This window comes from Herbaspirillum sp. CAH-3, assembly GCF_009668275.1.
In the GTDB taxonomy this organism is placed as follows: Bacteria; Pseudomonadota; Gammaproteobacteria; order Burkholderiales; family Burkholderiaceae_D; genus Herbaspirillum; species Herbaspirillum aquaticum.
In genome coordinates, this window is the sequence record NZ_VSWE01000010.1 from 208,451 (window position 1) to 227,216 (window position 18,766).

Genomic DNA, 18,766 nt, shown 5'->3' on the forward strand with positions numbered 1-18,766 from the left:
GTGAGAGGAAAATGGGAAAAGCAACCGGTTTCATGGAGTACCAGCGCCTGAAAGAGGCCAGCGAGGCACCTGCCGCGCGTACCAAGCATTACAAGGAATTCGTCCTGCACCTCAGCGACGCCGACGCCAAGATCCAGGGCGCACGTTGCATGGACTGCGGCATCCCCTTCTGCAACAACGGCTGCCCGGTCAACAACATCATTCCCGACTGGAATGACCTGGTCTATCGCGGCAACTACAAGGAAGCCCTGGACACCCTGCACCAGACCAACAACTTCCCCGAGTTCACCGGCCGCATCTGCCCGGCACCCTGCGAAGCTGCCTGCACCCTGGGCATCAACAACGACGCCGTGGGCATCAAGTCGATCGAGCACTTCATCATCGACAAGGGCTGGGAAAACGGCTGGGTCGTGCCGCAACCTGCTGCGGTCAAGACCGGCAAGAAAGTTGCCGTGGTCGGCTCCGGTCCTGCCGGCCTGGCCGCTGCCCAGCAGCTGGCGCGCGCCGGTCACGACGTGACCGTGTTCGAGAAGAATGACCGTGTCGGCGGACTGCTGCGTTATGGCATCCCCGACTTCAAGATGGAAAAGTCGCACATCGACCTGCGCGTGGAACAGATGAAGGCCGAAGGCGTCACTTTCCGTACCGGTGTGTTCGTCGGCAAGGAGTTCCCCGAGACCGTCAACAACTGGTCCAAGGAAAGCGTAACTCCCGAAGAGCTGAAGAAGGAATTCGATGCGGTGGTCATCGCTGGTGGCGCCGAGTCCCCGCGTGACCTGCCGGTGCCGGGCCGCGAACTCAAGGGCGTGCATTTCGCCATGGATTTCCTGCCGCTGCAGAACAAGGTCAATGCCGGCGACAAGCTCAAGAACCAGATCATGGCCACCGGCAAGAACGTGGTCGTCATCGGCGGTGGCGACACCGGCTCCGACTGCGTCGGTACCTCCAACCGTCATGGTGCTGCCTCGGTGACCCAGTTCGAACTGATGCCGCAACCGCCGGAGTCCGAAAACAAGCCGCTGGTCTGGCCTTACTGGCCGATCAAGCTGCGCACCTCGTCCTCGCATGAGGAAGGTTGCGCGCGCGACTTCGCAGTGACCACCAAGCGCCTGGAAGGCAAGGGCGGCAAGGTCGAGAAGCTGATCGCCGCACGTGTCGAGTTCAAGGACGGCAAGATGGTCGAAGTGCCCGATTCGGAATTCGAGATCAAGGCTGACCTGGTGCTGCTGGCCATGGGCTTCGTCTCGCCGGTGCAGCAGGTGCTGGACGCCTTCGGCGTCGAGAAGGATGCACGCGGCAATGCCAAGGCCACTACCGATGGCGAAGGCTGCTACAAGACTTCCGTCGACAAGGTCTTTGCTGCCGGCGACATGCGCCGTGGCCAGTCGCTGGTGGTGTGGGCCATTCGCGAAGGCCGCCAGTGCGCACGTGCGGTGGATGAATTCCTGATGGGTTCCTCGCTGCTGCCACGCTGATTGGCTAATCGGCTAATTGGTATTCCGCGGTAAATGATTTATAAAATTTATATGATTTAAGACGTATTACGCAGTTTTCGTTTGACCCTGGACCCGGATCGGCGCAAGCCGGTCCGGTTTTTTTTTCGCGCCGTGCCTGCTTGCATTGCGGCACCCCCATGCCGCGTGGCCGCGCGTGTAAAATGGTCCATCGCCGCACGCCGGCACCATCCCTACGCACATCGCAATGGCAACCCCGATCCGCTACCGCATCACCTCCCTCGATCCTGCCTCTCACCTCTACGACGTCAGCCTTACCGTGGACAGCCCGGCCGCTGGCGGCCAGGTCTTCTCGCTGCCGGCCTGGATTCCGGGCAGCTACATGATTCGTGAATTCGGCAAGAACATCGTGCAGCTGCGCGGCGAGTCCAACGGCCGCAAGGTGGCGGTGAAGAAGCTGGACAAGCACACCTGGCAAGCCGCGCCCTGCAAGGGCGCGCTCACGCTGCACTATCAGGTGTATGCCTGGGACCTGTCGGTGCGCACGGCCCACCTGGACCGTACGCATGGCTTCTTCAATGGCACCAGTGTCTTCCTGGCCGCGCATGGTTTCGAGGACGGTGAGCAGGTGGTGGATATCGTCCGTCCGGAAGGGGAGGACTTCAAGCGCTGGCGCGTGGCAACCGCCATGCCGGAACTCAAGGCCAAGCGCTATGGTTTCGGGACTTACGTTGCACCGAACTACGATGCGCTGATCGATCATCCGGTAGAGATCGGTGACTTCGCCTTGGCCACGTTCCAGGCGCATGGCGTGCCACATGATGTGGTGATCACTGGTCGGGTGCCCAATCTCGACCTGGCGCGCCTGTGCGATGACTTGAAGAAGATCTGCGAAGCGCAGATTGCCTTCTTCGAGCCGCGCAGCAAGCGTGCGCCCATGGATCGCTACGTCTTCATGACGCTGGCCGTGGGCGATGGCTACGGCGGTCTGGAACACCGTGCATCGACTGCGTTGATCTGCTCGCGTGCCGACCTGCCCGTCAAGGGCAAGGCGGAGCAGACCGATGGCTACCGCACTTACCTGGGCCTGTGCAGCCATGAGTATTTCCACACCTGGAACGTCAAGCGCATCAAGCCCGCGGTGTTCGCACCCTACGATCTGCGCCAGGAAAATTACACCTCGCTGCTGTGGCTGTTCGAAGGCTTCACCAGCTATTACGACGATCTGTTCCTGGTCCGTACCGGCGTCATCGATCTCGACAACTACCTCAAGCTGGTCGGCAAGACCGTCACCGGCGTGCTGCGCGGCAGCGGCCGCAAGAAGCAGAGCGTGGCCGAGTCCAGCTTCGATGCCTGGGTCAAGTATTACCGCCAGGATGAAAACGCCAGCAATGCCATCGTCAGCTACTACACCAAGGGCTCGCTGGTAGCGCTGGGACTGGACCTGACCATCCGCACCCAGACCCGTGGCCGCCGCTCGCTCGATGATGTGATGCGCGGACTGTGGGTACGCTATGGCCGCGACTTCTACGACGGCAAGCAGCAGGGCGTGCCGGAAGACGAGATCCTGGCCATCATGGAAGAGTTGAGCGGCGCTGACCTCAAGCGTTTCCATGACCGCCACATCCGCGGCACCGAGGACGTGCCGCTGGAGGATCTGCTGCCGGCCTTCGGTGTGGCCTATGAAGCCAACGTCCCGGCCGATGCCAAGCCCTGGCTAGGCGCGCGCATCGGCAAGGAAGGTGGCGATGCCAAGCTGGCCGCGGTGTATGAGGGTGGTCCGGCGATGCTGGCGGGGCTGTCGGCGGGCGACAAACTGGTGGCCATCGATGGCCTGCGCGTACCGGCTTCGGGTCCCGACAGCCTGCTGGCACGCTATCGCATCAACGACACCGTGCGCATCCACGCCTTCCGCCGTGATGAGCTGATGGAATTCAGCCTCAGGCTCAAGTCCGATACCGCACCGCAGGTCACGCTCAAGGCGCTGGCCAAGCCGGTGGCGGTGCTGCGCCAGCGCCAGGCATGGCTGACCCTGAAGGGCCGCTGATTGGATGCGACGATGCCCGTCGCCATCCCGCCAGACGAAAAAAAACCCGCCAACGCAAATTGGCGGGTTTTTTCTTGCAGCGGAAAAAGCGAATTACTTGGCTTCTTCAGCGCCGCCAGCAGCTTCACCTTCAGCGGCCACTTGACCAGCCGGCACGGTGGCGGTGGCGATGGTCAGGTTTTCCTGGGTCACGGCGGTCACGCCGTTGGGCAGCTTCAGGTCAGCCAGGTGGATCGATTGACCGACGTCCAGCTTGGCCAGGTCGACTTCGATGAACTCAGGCAGGTTCTTCGGCAGGCAGGTCACGTCCAGTTCAGCAGCCACGTGGCTGATGATGCCGCCGTGCAGCTTGACGGCCGGCGAGACTTCAGCGTTCACGAAGTGCAGGGGCACCTTGGTGTGCAGCTTCTGGGAAGCATCCACGCGTTGGAAGTCAACGTGCAGGACCAGTTGCTTGAACGCGTGGACTTGGAAGTCACGCAGCAGCACTTGCTCGACCTTGCCGTCGATTTCCAGGTCCAGGATGGACGAGTGGAAGGTTTCCTTCTTCAGGGCGTGGTACAGCGCGTTGTGGTCAACAGCGATGTTCAGCGGTGCAGCGGTGCCACCGTAGACGATACCCGGGGTTTGACCCGCGCGACGCAGGCGGCGGCTCGCTCCGGTGCCCTGTTCATTACGCGGAAAGGCGATGACTTTCATGTGATAACTCCAATGTTGGCGGGGCTCGTCGTGGAATCATTCCATGGACGGTTGCCCCGTGAGATAAATATTCCCCGCGACCAGGGAATACGAAAAAACCTCGCTACGAAAAAACGCAGCGAGGCGAATGCAAAATCTTATTCAGCAAACAGCGACATCACCGAGTCACCCTTGGTGATGCGCTTGAAGGTCTCGGCCAGCAGGTCGGCGCAGGTCAGCTGACGTACCTTCGGGCAGCCGCGTGCAGCAGGCGACAGCGGGATGGTGTCGGTAACGACCAGTTCATCCAGCGGCGAATTGGCGATGCGATCGATGGCCGGACCCGACAGCACGGGGTGCGTACAGTAAGCCACGACCTTCTTGGCGCCACGTTCCTTCAACACTTCAGCTGCCTTGGTCAGGGTGCCGGCGGTATCGACCATGTCATCCATGATGACGCAGTTGCGGCCTTCGACTTCACCGATGATGTTCATCACTTCGGAGACGTTGGCCTTCGGACGGCGCTTGTCGATGATGGCCAGGTCGCAGTTCAGGCGCTTGGCCAGCGCACGGGCGCGCACCACGCCGCCGACGTCGGGCGACACGACCAGCAGGTCGTCGTAGTTCTTGTTGACCAGGTCACCCAGCAGGATAGGCGAGGCGTAGATGTTGTCCACCGGGATATCGAAGAAACCCTGGATCTGGTCTGCGTGCAGATCCATGATCAGGACGCGTTCGACGCCGGCTTCCTGCAGCATGTTGGCCACGACCTTGGCCGAGATGGCCACGCGCGCCGAACGCGGGCGGCGGTCCTGGCGGGCATAGCCGAAGTAGGGGATGGCGGCGGTGATGCGACCGGCCGATGCGCGCTTCAGGGCGTCGACCATGATCATGATTTCCATCAGGTTGTCATTGGTCGGTGCGCAGGTGGACTGCAGCACGAAGACGTCCTTGCCGCGAACGTTTTCATTGATCTCGACCATGACTTCGCCGTCGGAGAACTTGGAAACGTTGGCCTTGCCCAGCGGGATACCGAGTTTCTCAGCGACGCCGCGCGCCAGTTCGGGGTTGGCGTTGCCCGTAAAAACCATCAGGTTCTCAAGTGCCATGTGGGTATCCCTGGAATGCAATCGTTAAAAAGTCGAAAAGCCGACAATGCTTGACTTGTTCGGTCTCACATTGACGGCTTATTTTTCTGACTGGACCCGGGCCTGATCAAACAAGGCCTGTCCGAATTAAATGGCAGGGGAACAAGGATTCGAACCTTGGAATGCCGGAATCAAAATCCGGTGCCTTAACCAGCTTGGCGATTCCCCTACGCAACTTGCTGCTTGCCGTGTCGGCGCGCTCATCTTCAGGCGCTGCGTCTTCGTCAAACCAATTCTCTAACTCTCTCTTACGACTGCACTAAATGGGCGAGAGGATGTTCCTGCATCGCTTTGGCTTTCCAGCCGATCCAGCGCGAAGGCAATTGCTTGAGCACTTCGTCTGCCTGATGTTCGTGTTCGAATGCACAAAACACACAGGCGCCAGATCCGGTCATCCTCGCACTCCCGAATTTGCCCAGCCACTCGACTGCTGCTGCCACTTCGGGGAAATGTGCGGTTGCCACCATTTCCAGATCGTTTTTCCCGAAGCTGGAAGCAACTTGTTTCGTCGCATCAGGAAAGTCCGTTATTCTGACGGGTTGCGTATCCCTTGTCAACAACTTTGATGAAAAAATTATTGAAGTTGGAACAGATACGCCCGGCTCGATCACTACATACCAGCACTCGGCGGTCTGCAGTACCGACAATTCTTCACCCACACCTTCGGCGAATGCATTGCGGCCGAACAGGAAGAAGGGAACATCCGCACCCAGCTTCAGGCCCATCTCCATCAGCGAGGCGCGATTGTAGCCGCATTTCCATAAATGATTCAAGACCAATAATGTCGTTGCCGCGTCCGACGAGCCGCCACCGACTCCGCCGCCCATGGGCAGCACCTTGTGCACCGTGATGTCGGCGCCCAGCTGCATCTGGCCGCTGGCCTGGCGCAGCAGGTGCGCGGCACGGATCACCAGGTCCGATTCCTCGGGCACGCCGGGGACCTCGTTGGTGCGGCGGATCTGTCCATCCTCGCGCAGGGCAAAGTCGAGCGTGTCGCAGCGGTCGATGAGCTGGAACGCCGATTGCAGCAGGTGATAGCCATCCGGACGGCGGCCGGTCACGTGCAGGAACAGGTTCAGCTTGGCCGGTGCCGGGCAGGCGGTGAGGGTGGTGGTCATGCGCAGTACGGATTGTTCAGTGGTGGTTCAAACGAGGTGCAGGTCTAGCCCTCGGGGCTGGCATCAAGGCTTCTTCCAGCCATCGATGGCGATACGGATCGCCACCTTGCCGGCCTGCGTCGTGCTGCGGGTAAGGTCGATGCGCTTGGGGCGCGCCTGGCCGCTGGCGGCATCGCTCTCCCAGTTGGCATAGGTCACGCGCCAGCCATCGCGGGTGGTGAAGCTGGCATCGTTCTCGCCGGCCTTGGCCACGAAGGGCTTGCCGCTGGCATCGATGCCGCTGCCCTGCAGCCACTGGCGCATGCCCGAGACCGGCAGCGGCCAGCCCAGCGATTGCGCGGCCAGGGCGTCCACGTCGGCTGCCACCTGCGGCGCGCGGCCTGACTGCACCAGCGTGGCGATGCCGGGCTTGACGTTGATGGTGGCCACCGTCTGCCCCAAGGGCGAGAACATGTCCAGGTTCAACTCTTGCGCGGTCTGCTTCCAGAAGAAGCTGCCGTGCAAGGATTGCGGGCGGTCATCCTGCTCATACTGCACCGAGATGCGGCCATCGATCTCGATGCTGGACTGGTAAGCCGGGGCGGTGGTGTCCGGTGCCACGGCATCCTGCGACACCGTGGCGCAACCGCCGAGCAGGGCGGCCAGGCAGAGGGCGGCGGCCCCCGGAAAAGCGCGTGTTTTGCTCATAACTTCACATTGAGACGCGACAGCGTGCTTTTCAGGACTTCATTGTTGGGTTCCTTGAGGCTGACTTCGCGCCAGACCTTGCGGGCTTCGTCCTGCTTGCCATTGGTCCACAGGACTTCGCCCAGGTGCACGCCGATCTCCACATCCGGGCGCAGGCCATAGGCGCGGCGCATCTGGGTTTCGGCCTGTTCGGCACGGCCCAGGCGGAACAGCACCCAGCCCAGGCTGTCGGCGATGAAGGGATCTTCCGGCGCCAGGTCGGCTGCCTTCTGGATCAGTTCCAGCGCTTCCGGCAGGCGGATGTTGCGATCGGCCAGCGAATAGCCCAGCGCGTTGTAGGCGTGCTGGTTGCCCGGCGCCAGCTGCATCACGCGGCGCAGCGACTTTTCCATCTCGTCGAACTTGCCCAGCTTCTCCAGGACCATGGAATAGTCGTAGAGCAGGTCGGTATTGTTGGGGAAGCGCTGCAGGCCGCCCTTGAGCACGTCGGCGGCTTCCTGGTTGCGGTTGGCATCGCGCAGCAGGCCCGATTCGGCCAGCAGCAGTTGCAGCTGTTCGCCATCGTTGGTCGATTCGGCCTGGGCATCTTCCAGCGCCTTGCGCGCGCCTTCGACGTCATTCTTGCGGGCCAGCAATTGGGCGCGGCGCACCTGGATGTTCAGGTAGCCGTCGGTGCCGGGTTCGGCCTGGTCCAGGTAGCGCAGGGCCGAATCCAGGTCGCGGCGCTCTTCGGCGATGCGCGAGAGCAGCAGCAGGGCCTGGCTGGGATCGCGGTCTTCCTCGGGCTGGGCCGAGATCACCTGCAGGTAGCGCTGCAGATAGTATTCGGCATCCTTCAACTGGTCGGTCTGGGCCGAGAGCACGCCCAGCGCGAAGAGGGTGGTGGCGTCTTCGCCGTCTTCCTTCAGCAGGGTCTCGAACTGGGTGCGCGCCAGCTTGAAGTCTTTCTGCTCGACCAGGCTGCGGGCGTAGGCCACGCGCACCTCGCGCGCATCCGGATACTTGCGCAGGAAGTCCGTCACCAGCTTGGTCGCATCCTTGTTGTTGGAGGCGACCTGGGCGGCGGTGAGCACGGCCAGTTCCGAATCGGGCTTGATCTTCATGGCGGCAGCGGCTTCACGTTGCGCGGTGGCGCCGTCGCCCATGCCGAAGGCACCCTGGGCCAGGGCCAGGTGGGTTTCCATCAGGTTGCCGTAGGGCTTGCTGATGTTTTGCAGGATGGTATAGCTGGCCTGCTTGTCCTTGGCCCGCGCCAGCAGGCGCTGGATTTGCAGCAGCATCGGTCCGCGCGCCTGCGGGGCGGCATCGGCCAGGCGCTGGGTGAGCAGCGGTTCGATCTCGTCCACGCTGTCGGAGAGCATGATCAGGCCCAGGTAATTCTGCAGGGCTTCATCCGAGTGCGGCGCCAGTTCGGTCCACAGCCGTACCGCCACCAGCGCTTCGCCGGCCTGGCGCGCCGCCACGGCCATCTCGGCGGCCCGCTTGGCCAGGCGTGGATCGCGCGTCTGCTGCGCCGCGGCCAGCATGGTCACGTAGGCCGATTGCCATTGGCCGCGCTGGAAGGCGATCTCGGCTGTCAGCACTTTGTAAAGGACGTCCTCGCTCAGCTCCATGGCCGGCAGCGCGTCTTCCTGCTGCTGGACCTTGGCCTTGGGCGCCTTCTTGCGATTGGCAGGCTTCGAGGAAGCCGTCTTCTGGTCAGTGGCCGCCTGGGTGTTCTCCTTGTCGCCGGGCTGCTGGAAGCTCGCGCAGGCAGTCAGCAGCAGGGAACTGGTGAGGAGGGCGATGGTTTTTTTCAAGATGTCATCCTGACGATTCGAGAGAGTGTCGATTTTACGCGCAACAACCGTGGCGTTGCTGACCGCGCTGATAGTGCAGATAGCGCAGTGTAATCCATCTTTGACAAGCTTCTGTCCCGAGGTTGCACACGCGGCTTCAGGTCTTGATTTCGGCAAGTGCATTATCATATGCAGCTTCCCGCTAGCCCCGGCTAGCCCCGATCTCCCCGAACGCCAGCCCATGCCTGAATTACCAGAAGTTGAAGTCACCCGTCGCGGGGTCGCGCCCCATTTGGAAGGGCGCACCGTCAGCGGTGTCGTGCTGCGTCACACCGGCCTGCGCTGGCCTTTTCCGGAGGGATTGCATGCCCTGCTGGCCGGCCGCGTGATCCGCAGCACCGGGCGGCGCGGCAAGTACCTGCTGATCCATTTCGACCATGGCACGCTCATCGTGCACCTGGGCATGTCCGGCCACTTGCGCATCCTGCCGCCGGGCATCGCGCCGCAAAAGCACGACCACTTCGACCTCGAAGTCGGCGGGCAGGTCATGCGCATGACCGATCCGCGCCGCTTCGGTGCCATCCTGTGGCATGACCTGGCCGACGGTCACATCGAAGAACACCTGCTGCTGCGCAGCCTGGGCGCCGAACCATTGGAAGACAAATTCAGCGCCCGCGAGCTGTTCAACCAGACGCGCGGCCGCAGCGCCCCCATCAAGCAGGTGCTGCTGGCGGGCGACATCGTGGTCGGGGTGGGCAACATCTATGCGTCGGAAAGCCTGTTCAAGGCCCGCATCAATCCCAAGACCCCGGCCGGCAAGATCAGCCTGGCGCGTTATGAGCGCCTGGCCGAAGCCATCCGCGAGACGCTGGCGGCGGCCATCGAGCAGGGCGGCAGCACGCTGCGCGACTTCATTGCGGTCAACGGGCAATCGGGTTACTTCCAGCAGAATTATTTCGTCTACAACCGCACCGGCGAGCCTTGCCGCATCTGCGCGGCACCGATCCGCCAGATCAAGCAGGGCCAGCGCTCCACCTTTTACTGCGTGAGCTGCCAGAAATGAAGGGCATCGTCGAATCGCGCCGCAAGAAAGCGGCACCCGGTGAGGATGCGGGCACGCAGTATGAAGATCCCTCCTTTTCGGCGCAGGTCATCGCCTGGCAGAAGCAGCACGGCCGCCACAAGCTGCCCTGGCAGAACACGCGCGATGCCTATCGCGTGTGGCTCTCCGAGATCATGCTGCAGCAGACCCAGGTGGCGGCCGTGATTCCGTATTACCAGCGCTTCCTTGATCGCTGCCCGGACGTCTTCGCACTGGCCGCCGCGCCATCGGAAGATGTGATGGCGCTCTGGAGCGGCTTGGGCTACTACACCCGCGCGCGCAACTTGCACAAGTGCGCGCAGCGGGTGGTGGCCGAATACGGTGGCCGCTTCCCGGACGATCCGGCGCTGCTGGCCGATCTGCCCGGTATCGGGCGTTCGACGGCGGCGGCCATCGCCGCCTTTTCCTATGGGCGCCGCGCGGCCATCCTGGATGGCAACGTCAAGCGCGTGTTTGCGCGGGTGTTCGGGGTGGATGGCTATCCGGGTTCCAAGCCGGTCGAAGACCAGCTCTGGCTGCGCGCCGTGGCCTTGCTGCCGGAACAGGATATCGAGTCCTACACCCAGGGCCTGATGGACCTGGGCGCAACGCTGTGCGTGCGCGGCAAGCCCGCCTGCACGCGCTGCCCCCTGGCCGGACGCTGCGTGGCGCTGGCCGAGGATCGCGTGGCTGAACTGCCGGTGAGCAAACCGAAGAAGGCCGTGCCGGAAAAGGAAACGGTGATGCTGGTCATCACCCAGGGCGAGGATGTGCTGCTGGAGCAGCGCCCCGACAGCGGCATCTGGGGCGGCCTGCTGTCGCTGCCGGAAATCGGCGTGGGTAATGCCGAACACTTCGACAGCGCCGTGCGCACCCTGGTGGCACCCTATGGCGAACTGGAGGGTTGCCGCAAGCTGCAGCCGTTCTCGCACGTGTTTACGCACTTCAAGCTGCATGTGGCACCGTTCCAGGTGGCCCTCAAGAGCCGTACCCATCACATCGCCGAGCGCGGGCTGGTGTGGTATCCGGCGCGCAAGCTGGCCGATGCGCCGTTGCCGGCACCGGTCAAGAAATTGCTGTTGGGGGTGTTGCGGGCGGACGATCTGCTGGCCACCGCCTGAACAGTTCACCTGACACTTCAGGTTGTTGCACCTGACACTTCAAGCCCGCGCTCCTGACACTTTCGGAGCGCGCACCGGTCAGTTCAGCTGGCGATGCCTGCACACCACCTGTTCAGTGGCACGGAAATGACTGGCCAGTTGTTCCGCCAGATAGACCGAACGGTGCTGCCCACCGGTACAGCCAATGGCCACCGTGAGATAGCTGCGGTTGTCGTTCTTGAAGGAGGGCAGCCACTTTTCGACGAAGCCGCGGATGTCGTTGTACATGTCGGTCACTTCCGGATACGCCACCAGGAACTCGATCACCGGCGCATCGCGTCCGGTCAGCGGACGCAGCTCGGCGTCGTAATGCGGATTGGGCAGCATGCGGACATCGAACACCAGGTCGGCATCCAGCGGCAGCCCGTGCTTGAAGCCGAAGGATTCGATGAGCAGGGTCAGCGGCGAGCGCTGCAGGTCCACCAGGTCCTTGATCCAGCGCCGCAGCTTGTTGGAACTGAGTTGCGAGGTATCCATGACCAGCGCGATGTCCTGCAGGTCGCCCAGCATTTCCTTTTCCAGCGCGATGCACTCGGTCAGGGTCAGGCGGTCATTGGGATTGCGGCCCGGCAGCAGGCGGTGCGACAGCGGATGACTGCGGCGCGTCTCGGAGAAGCGGGTGATGAGGGTTTCGTCGGAGGCGGTCAGGAAGAACACCTTGACGTCGTGCCCGTCATCGCGCAACTGCTCGATGTCGGTGCGCAGCGTGGCCAGTGAATCGGCACTGCGCGCATCGGTGGCCACGGCCAGCATGCTGGCGCCTTCCTTGATGCGGGTCTGCACCAGGTCGCACAGCAGGGAGGGCGGGAGATTGTCGACGCAGAAATAGCCGGCGTCTTCCAGCACGTGAAGTGCTACCGATTTGCCGGAGCCGGAAATGCCGGTGATCAGAACGATTCGCATGGCGGAATCATAACGCATCGCCCGCGCCTGCGTGGCGGCACGGGTAGGCCAATCTGCCACCGAAAGTTTTCCCGTTGAGCGGGAAAGCCGCGCCCGGCTTATCCAGCTTATCCGGCTTATTCGCCGTTCATGGCGCGCCGCTGGCGTTCGATGAATTCCTTGAGGGTATCGATGCCGCGCAGTTGCAGGATGGTGTTGCGTACGGCCGCTTCCAGCAGCACCGCGATGTTGCGGCCGGCCGCAACGGGAATGACCACCTTGCGGATCGGCAGGCCCAGCACTTCCTCGTATTGGGCGTCCAGCGGCAGGCGTTCGTAGTTTTCTTCCAGCGTACTGCGGCGGACCAGGTGGACGATGAGCTTCAGGCGCATCTTGCGGCGTACCGCGGTCTCGCCAAAGATGGCCTTGATGTCCAACAGGCCCAGGCCGCGCACTTCCAGCAGGTTGGCCAGGAGCGGCGGGCAGCGGCCCTCGATCATGTTGGGTGCGATGCGCGCAAACTCCACCGCGTCATCGGCCACCAGGCCGTGGCTGCGCGAGATCAGTTCCAGCCCCAGTTCGCTCTTGCCCAGGCCGGATTCACCGGTGATCAACACGCCCACGCCCAGCACGTCCATGAACACGCCATGCATGGTGATCTGCTGGGCCAGCTTCTTGGACAGGTACACGCGCAGGTAGTCGATCACCTGCGCGGCCGGCAGCGGCGTGGAAAACAGCGGGATGTTCTTTTCATCGCACACCGCCAGGATATCGGGCGGGGTCGACAGGCCCTGCGCGATGATGAAGGCAGGCGGCTCACCGGCCACCAGTTCAGCGGTCTGGTAGGCGCGCGAGGTGTTGGAGAGGCGGTTGTAGTACTCGATTTCCTGGTGGCCGAAGACCTGCAGGCGGCCGGGGTGGATCAGGTTGAGGTGGCCGACTTGGTCGGAGGCCGAGACGGCATCGCCCGAGATCAGGCGTTCGCCACCCGGGAAGCCGGCGAACCAGCCCAGTTGCAGGGATTCACGGTTTTCTTCGTACAGCTGCTGAATCGACAACGCGGAATAATTGGGCATGGAGATCCGGATCTGCTCACAGGATTAGGTGCGGCCTTGCCGCCGGCTTGGTGCAGCCTGGTTGTGCCGGCCTCAGCCGGTTTTTTCCATCGAGGTCTGCCAGGTCACGATGCGCGCATGCACCACGGCAGGGTCGGGCTCGACGGTCAGTTCGTTGCGGAAGGCATCATCGGAAAACATCTCGGCGATTTCCGAGAGGATTTCCAGGTGCTGCTGCGTCACATTGTCGGGAATGAGCAGGAACACCAGCAGCTTGACCGGCTGGCCGTCAGGCGACTCGAAAGGAATCGGTGCGGCCAGGCGCATGAACAGCGCCAGCGGCGCCTTCAGGCCCTTGATGCGGCCGTGCGGCACGGCCACGCCATGCCCCAGTCCGGTCGAACCCAGGCGCTCTCGTGCGAACAGGTTTTCGGAAACGGTGGAGCGCGCGATGCCGCTGTTGTTTTCGAAGGTCAGGCCGGCTTGTTCGAAAGCTCTTTTTTTGCTGGACACTTCCAGATCCAGAACCACGTTTTCTGGAGACAGGATTTTTGCGAGATTAGTCATGACGCTCAAGGAATTGCTACGGACTGAAGCTTTGAGCAGGATTATAGGCTTCTTTGCCGATGCCGGAATGCTTTGAAAGCGCTGAACAGGAGGGGATTTCGGGCAGAAAACCCCGAATTGTCGCGAGTTGTTGCCTTCAAGCAGATGATCTTTGGCAACATCTTGCCTGAAGGGACAGGATACGGTGATGGTTGGCGACGATGTGCAGATCGTCGGCCTGGCTCATCGCTCATCGGACCACGTGGCGCGCGATGATGGATGAGCCAGCGCGCAGGCGAGCCGCCACGCCGCTGGCGTCTTACATCTCGATGCGGCCGAAGATCAGCAGCACGTCGCCATTGTTCTTGTTGGCCGAGAGGCGCGGCACGTAGGCGAACATGATCTTGGCCTTCTGCGTGCCGATGGAGGCCAGCGGCAGCGGCACCGGGAAGGGCACGCTGTGGAAGTAATCCTGGCGGCTCATGAGCATGGCGGTACCGCCCAGGCCCAGTTCCAGCCCGGTATGGGCGATCGGGAACACCCATTCATAAGCATAGCCGGCCATGTACTGCGGATGGCGGTGCGAATCCTTGAGGACGAAGCCGTACAGGGATTCATCATTGCCCTGTTCATTGCGCAAGGTCTTGCCATAGCCCAGGCCCCAGGCGTGTTCGTTGAGTTCGTTGAGCTTTTCGCGGGTATAGGTGCTGCGGCCATGATGCGCCACCCCTGACAAATAGAGAGCGCCATCGCCCTGGTTCCAGATGTTGGCCGCGTGGTCGCGGGTCTGCTGCCAGAGGCTGTACTGGTTGTCCTCGGCATGGGCGGCCGGCGCGATGGCCAGGGTGGCGGCTGCCGCCAGTGCCGCATTGCGCAGCATTGGGGCAAAAGTGAAGGAGTCGGCCTGGCGCCGGGGCTGGGAGGTGGTTTTCATGGTGGTGATGGAACGGAAATGCAAAAAACGCGACAACGGGGAAGCGGTGAGAACAGGGGTTGAAGCGGCCGGAGGCCAGAAAGGCGAGACGCCCGCAAGCTCATCTGCAAGGGATGGACCGGGACGAAGGTAAAAAAATCCCGTGATGAGGGTATTGCTCAAAAACAAGATGTTACCAAATCACAATCGCGATCACTACCCACCCGGGGCGACAAGCTGACCGCTTGCAAGATCTGGTAACAATTTGTTGACAGGCCGCGGCAGGCCGCCGCGGCGGAGGGAGGTCTTACTGGCGCGCGTTGCGCAATTGCGAAGGCGGCTTGGCGCTGGAGAAATTGCTGCGCCAGGGGTTGATGTCCAGCCCGCCGCGCCGGGTGTAGCGGGCATAGACCGCCAGCTTCTGCGGTTTGCAGTGGCGCAGGATGTCGGTGAAGATGCGTTCCACGCATTGCTCGTGGAATTCATTGTGTTCACGGAAGCCAATGATGTACTTCAGCAGCCGCTCCTGGTCGATGGGCGCGCCCACGTACTGGATCTGCACGCTGCCCCAATCGGGCTGGCTGGTCACCGGACAGTTGGACTTGAGCAGGTGTGACACCAGCGTCTCTTCCACCGTGGCTTCCTCCGTATTGGCGCGCAGCAGGCTGCCATCGGGATGGGCGCCCGTAGCGGCCGGTTCGATTTCCACATCGAGGCGGTCCAGCAGCAGGCCCGAAAGTTCGCCGAACTGCAACTGGCCGAACTGCGACGATTCGGTCAGCGTCACCTGCACGCTGGCGCCGGCGGCGGCCGAAAGATCAGCGCGCATCTTCGTGATCAGCTCGTCGGCGCTTTCCAGGCGTTCCTGGTTGAAGGAGTTCAGGTACAGCTTGAAGGACTTCGACTCGATGATGTTGGGCGAATCGGCCGGCACCATGAAGGTGGCGATGGCGATCTGGGGTTTGCCGCGCAGGTTCAGCCAGGAGATCTCATAGGCGGTCCAGAAGTCGGCGCCGAAGAAGGGCAGGGTGCCGCTGATCTGCAATTCGGCGCGCTTGGGCGCGCGCGCAATCGGGAACAGCAGGCTGGGATCGTAATGGGTCGGATATTCCGAGCTCTTGCCCAGGGGCGAGCTTTCCGGGGTGTGGCCGATGGTGGATGCGGACGGGGTGGTGTGGTCCATGTGAATACTCCTGCGGTGCTGCGGGTGACGTTCTGTGATGTTGCCGCCGCGCGCCGTTGACGGGGCGCGCGGCGTCGGCGTTGATCAGCCGAGGAAGAGCTTGTACAGCGGGTTCCTGGTTTCGTCCCAGTGGCGATAGCCCAGCTGGGCCAGGAAGGCGCGGAATTCCTTCATCTCCTTCTTCGGCACCTGCAGGCCGATCAGGATGCGGCCGACATCGCCGCCCTGGTTGCGGTAGTGGAACAGGCTGATGTTCCAGCCGGGGTTCATGCTGGAGAGGAACTTCATCAGCGCGCCCGGACGCTCCGGGAATTCGAAGCGATAGAGCAACTCATCGCCCGCCAGTTCACTCTTGCCGCCCACCAGGTGACGGATGTGGACCTTGGCCAGTTCATCATGGGTCAGGTCCAGCACGCCAAAGCCTGCCTTCTCGAAGTTGCGCGCGATCTTGCCCGCTTCATCCGCCGCCGACACCTGGATACCGACGAACACATGCGCCGCCTTGGCATCGCTGATGCGGTAGTTGAATTCGGTGACGTTGCGCGGGCCGACGGTTTCGCAGAAGCGGCGGAAGCTGCCACGTTCTTCCGGAATGGTGACGGCGAAGACCGCTTCACGCGCCTCGCCGTTGTCGGCCATTTCGGCCACGAAGCGCAGGCGGTCGAAGTTCATGTTGGCACCGCAGGCGATGGTGATCAGGGACTCGCCCTTGATCGGCTTCTTGCTGGCGCGGGCACGCTCCACGTAAGCCTTGGCACCGGCCACGGCCAGCGCACCGGCGGGTTCGACGATGCTGCGGGTGTCCTGGAAGATGTCCTTGATGGCGGTGCAGACGGCATCGGTGTCGACGATGATGACTTCGTCCACCAGTTCTTTGGCGATGCGGAAGGTTTCTTCACCTACCAGCTTGACGGCCGTACCGTCCGAGAACAGGCCAACGTCCGGCAGGGCCACGCGGCGGCCGGCTTTGAGGCTGCGCGCCATGGCGTCGGAGTCGGTGGTCTGTACGCCGATGATCTTGATGTCCGGGCGCACTGCCTTGACGTAGGAGGCCACGCCCGCAATCAGCCCGCCACCGCCGATGGCCACGAAAATGGCGTGGATCGGGTCCGGGTGCTGGCGCAGGATTTCCATGCCCACCGTGCCCTGGCCGGCGATCACGTAAGGATCGTCGAAGGGGTGGACGAAGGTCAGCTTCTGCTTCTTTTCCAGCGTCAGCGCGTGTTCGTAGGCATCGGTGAAGGAGTCGCCGAAGAGCACCACTTCGCCGCCGCGCGCCTTGACGGCATCGATCTTCACCTGCGGGGTGGTGGTGGGCATGACGATCACGGCGCGGCAGCCCAGGCGTGCTGCGGAGAGGGCCACGCCCTGGGCGTGGTTGCCCGCCGAGGCGCAGATGACGCCGCGCTTCAGTTGCGCCGGCGTCAGGTGGGCCATCTTGTTGTAGGCGCCGCGCAGCTTGAAGCTGAACACGCTCTGCATGTCTTCACGCTTGAAGTAAATTCGATTATCAATCCTTTGCGACAGCGTATTCGCCAGTTCCAGCGGGGTTTCTTGGGCGACGTCGTAGACGCGGGCGGTCAGGATCTTTTTCAGATAATCGTTACTCATGTTGGTCATCAATGAAGTGAAGTCAGGCGAGCAGCAGCGGGTTCAGGCGCGGTCATATCGCAATCAGGGTAAAAGGAATCAAGGCTGGGTAAGCCGCTCGGGATTTCCGCCTGGACCGGGCTGGCAGGTCACCGGTCCGGACCAGGGGAACTGGACATTATAAGGGAGCCGGGCAAGGCCACGGCAAGCGCGCAATGCCCGGTGCCGCAGATGAATCTTTCTTCGCGTCTTGAATCCAAGCCCGGCGGCACCAGCTAGAATGCACGCTGCGCCACCAGACCGGCTTGACGGGTGGCAAGTTTCCCACCTGGCTGCGGCCAGCCCTTCACCTACCTGCCTCCTGCATGATCGAATCCGCCGTCCTCTGGCTGCTCAATATCCTTGCCATTCCTACCGTCGGCCTGACCTCGGTGTTCCTGATCAGCTTCATTTCGGCCACCCTGCTGCCGCTGGGTTCGGAACCGGCGGTCTTTGCCGTCATCAAGGCCAGTCCCGAGATGTTCTGGCCGGTGATCCTGGTGGCTACCTTCGGCAACACCTTGGGCGGCATCGTCGACTATTGGATGGGCTATGGGGCCAAGCAGGCGTTTGCCAAGGAGCGCTCCTCGCGCTGGTTCCACTGGCTGGAGCGCTTCGGTGCCAAAACCATGCTGCTGGCCTGGCTGCCCGGCATCGGCGACCCCATCTGCACCCTGGCCGGCTGGCTGCGGCTGCCGTTCTGGCCATCGGTGTTCTATATGGCCATCGGCAAGTTCATCCGCTATGTGCTCATGACCTGGCTGCTGCTGAACGTGCCGGATGGCTTCTGGCACAAGCTGGGCAACTGGCTGGCGTAAATTTTTGGAAAGATGAAGGAAAACGGCGCCGCAAGGGCGCCGTTGGCATTTCTGGGGGAACGTTGGAATTATCCTGCCAGGGTCGGCACGAGGTTTTCCAGCAAGCGGATGGCCAGGAAGGTGGCCGTTACGCCCAGCACGGCGAAGTGGCGGGTCTTGAGTTTCATGGCCAGGCCGGTGTCTTCATTGAGGATGGCGGTGTGCATGGTGATCTCCTTGTGGCGTCGTCGCGGCCCGGTCAGGCCTTGCATTGGGCATAGTCGGCCAGGGTAATGGCCAGGTTTTCCAGGAATTCGGTCATCAGGGTTTGCAACATGGGTTCTCCTCGGGGGAACGGGTCAGGGCATTTCCCTGATGGCTGGGTAGTTGAAGCGGATTATAGATTTCAATAATCAATTAATGAAAATTGATTGTATTTATAAATCCAATTGCTGCTGCCTATTGAGCCGGCCTGCAGCGCAAACGTCGCCGATCCGCCGCACAAGGTCTTCCAAAGCTCATGCAAGCGCGCCCAAAACCCGGGTCCGGCCATCGCGAGTTTTGCCAATAGGCTAAAATGCACCTCCGGCAGCAGATTTACCTCATACAT

At 62.2% G+C, this 18,766-nt stretch carries 18 protein-coding genes and 1 tRNA gene; 5 read left to right on the forward strand and 14 right to left on the reverse strand.

The window, feature by feature from the left end; all coding sequences use genetic code 11:
• The first annotated feature begins 11 nt into the window (after positions 1-11).
• Both FYB76_RS14825 and FYB76_RS14830 read left to right on the forward strand, forming a co-directional pair.
• Positions 12-1,475: a glutamate synthase subunit beta gene (locus tag FYB76_RS14825; RefSeq protein WP_154134138.1), complete on the forward strand. Its 1,464-nt coding sequence runs from the start codon at positions 12-14 to the stop codon at positions 1,473-1,475.
• A gap of 226 nt (positions 1,476-1,701) precedes the next feature.
• Positions 1,702-3,501, forward strand: a complete 1,800-nt coding sequence (locus FYB76_RS14830; RefSeq protein WP_154134139.1) for a M61 family metallopeptidase — start codon at positions 1,702-1,704, stop codon at positions 3,499-3,501.
• Between the two features lie 93 nt (positions 3,502-3,594).
• Here the strand turns inward: FYB76_RS14830 and FYB76_RS14835 are convergent, their stop codons facing one another.
• The 6 genes from FYB76_RS14835 to FYB76_RS14860 all read right to left on the reverse strand — a co-directional run bounded on the left by FYB76_RS14835 (position 3,595) and on the right by FYB76_RS14860 (position 8,931).
• Positions 3,595-4,200 (reverse strand): 50S ribosomal protein L25/general stress protein Ctc, encoded by a 606-nt coding sequence (locus tag FYB76_RS14835; protein WP_034335663.1) that lies wholly within the window; start codon positions 4,198-4,200, stop codon positions 3,595-3,597.
• Positions 4,201-4,337: 137 nt separating this feature from the next.
• Positions 4,338-5,288 (reverse strand): ribose-phosphate pyrophosphokinase, encoded by a 951-nt coding sequence (locus tag FYB76_RS14840; RefSeq protein WP_008332043.1) that lies wholly within the window; start codon positions 5,286-5,288, stop codon positions 4,338-4,340.
• Positions 5,289-5,419: 131 nt separating this feature from the next.
• Positions 5,420-5,496, reverse strand: a tRNA-Gln gene (locus FYB76_RS14845).
• A gap of 79 nt (positions 5,497-5,575) precedes the next feature.
• Positions 5,576-6,445 carry a 4-(cytidine 5'-diphospho)-2-C-methyl-D-erythritol kinase gene (gene ispE, locus FYB76_RS14850; protein WP_154134140.1) on the reverse strand — a complete coding sequence of 290 codons (870 nt, stop codon included), beginning with the start codon at positions 6,443-6,445 and terminating at the stop codon, positions 5,576-5,578.
• Between the two features lie 63 nt (positions 6,446-6,508).
• Complete coding sequence (gene lolB, locus FYB76_RS14855; protein WP_154134141.1) at positions 6,509-7,132, reverse strand: lipoprotein insertase outer membrane protein LolB; 624 nt, start codon at positions 7,130-7,132, stop codon at positions 6,509-6,511.
• Positions 7,129-8,931, reverse strand: a complete 1,803-nt coding sequence (locus FYB76_RS14860) for a tetratricopeptide repeat protein (protein ID WP_154134142.1) — start codon at positions 8,929-8,931, stop codon at positions 7,129-7,131. The genes lolB and FYB76_RS14860 overlap by 4 nt, the downstream gene beginning before the upstream one ends.
• Before the next feature lie 220 nt (positions 8,932-9,151).
• Here FYB76_RS14860 and mutM point away from each other — a divergent pair, with 220 nt between their 5' ends.
• The gene (mutM, locus tag FYB76_RS14865; RefSeq protein ID WP_088756125.1) at positions 9,152-9,973 is read left to right on the forward strand and encodes a bifunctional DNA-formamidopyrimidine glycosylase/DNA-(apurinic or apyrimidinic site) lyase; all 822 of its coding nucleotides are present in this window, start codon (positions 9,152-9,154) and stop codon (positions 9,971-9,973) included.
• Complete coding sequence (mutY, locus tag FYB76_RS14870; RefSeq protein WP_154134143.1) at positions 9,970-11,112, forward strand: A/G-specific adenine glycosylase; 1,143 nt, start codon at positions 9,970-9,972, stop codon at positions 11,110-11,112. Before mutM ends, mutY begins: the two co-directional genes overlap by 4 nt.
• Before the next feature lie 78 nt (positions 11,113-11,190).
• Here mutY and rapZ read toward each other — a convergent pair whose 3' ends face one another.
• The 6 genes from rapZ to ilvA form a co-directional block, all read right to left on the reverse strand.
• A complete protein-coding gene (gene rapZ / locus FYB76_RS14875) occupies positions 11,191-12,054 on the reverse strand; it encodes an RNase adapter RapZ (protein ID WP_088756153.1) in 864 nt (287 codons plus the stop codon).
• 116 nt (positions 12,055-12,170) lie between these two features.
• Positions 12,171-13,109 (reverse strand): HPr(Ser) kinase/phosphatase, encoded by a 939-nt coding sequence (gene hprK / locus FYB76_RS14880; RefSeq protein WP_034330851.1) that lies wholly within the window; start codon positions 13,107-13,109, stop codon positions 12,171-12,173.
• Positions 13,110-13,181: 72 nt separating this feature from the next.
• Positions 13,182-13,655 carry a PTS sugar transporter subunit IIA gene (locus FYB76_RS14885; protein WP_088756127.1) on the reverse strand — a complete coding sequence of 158 codons (474 nt, stop codon included), beginning with the start codon at positions 13,653-13,655 and terminating at the stop codon, positions 13,182-13,184.
• A gap of 298 nt (positions 13,656-13,953) precedes the next feature.
• The gene (locus FYB76_RS14890) at positions 13,954-14,568 is read right to left on the reverse strand and encodes a hypothetical protein (RefSeq protein ID WP_154134144.1); all 615 of its coding nucleotides are present in this window, start codon (positions 14,566-14,568) and stop codon (positions 13,954-13,956) included.
• A 286-nt stretch (positions 14,569-14,854) separates the two neighbouring features.
• A complete protein-coding gene (gene queF / locus FYB76_RS14895; RefSeq protein WP_154134145.1) occupies positions 14,855-15,730 on the reverse strand; it encodes an NADPH-dependent 7-cyano-7-deazaguanine reductase QueF in 876 nt (291 codons plus the stop codon).
• An 84-nt stretch (positions 15,731-15,814) separates the two neighbouring features.
• Positions 15,815-17,350 (reverse strand): threonine ammonia-lyase, biosynthetic, encoded by a 1,536-nt coding sequence (gene ilvA, locus FYB76_RS14900; protein ID WP_255475313.1) that lies wholly within the window; start codon positions 17,348-17,350, stop codon positions 15,815-15,817.
• A gap of 335 nt (positions 17,351-17,685) precedes the next feature.
• On the opposite strand from ilvA, the gene FYB76_RS14905 reads away from it, so the two are divergent.
• The gene (locus FYB76_RS14905; protein ID WP_088756130.1) at positions 17,686-18,177 is read left to right on the forward strand and encodes a YqaA family protein; all 492 of its coding nucleotides are present in this window, start codon (positions 17,686-17,688) and stop codon (positions 18,175-18,177) included.
• 68 nt (positions 18,178-18,245) lie between these two features.
• Here FYB76_RS14905 and FYB76_RS26655 read toward each other — a convergent pair whose 3' ends face one another.
• Together FYB76_RS26655 and FYB76_RS14910 are read right to left on the reverse strand one after the other, a co-directional pair.
• The gene (locus FYB76_RS26655) at positions 18,246-18,383 is read right to left on the reverse strand and encodes a hypothetical protein (protein ID WP_167386309.1); all 138 of its coding nucleotides are present in this window, start codon (positions 18,381-18,383) and stop codon (positions 18,246-18,248) included.
• A 179-nt stretch (positions 18,384-18,562) separates the two neighbouring features.
• Positions 18,563-18,766 (reverse strand): hypothetical protein, encoded by a 204-nt coding sequence (locus tag FYB76_RS14910; protein WP_154134146.1) that lies wholly within the window; start codon positions 18,764-18,766, stop codon positions 18,563-18,565.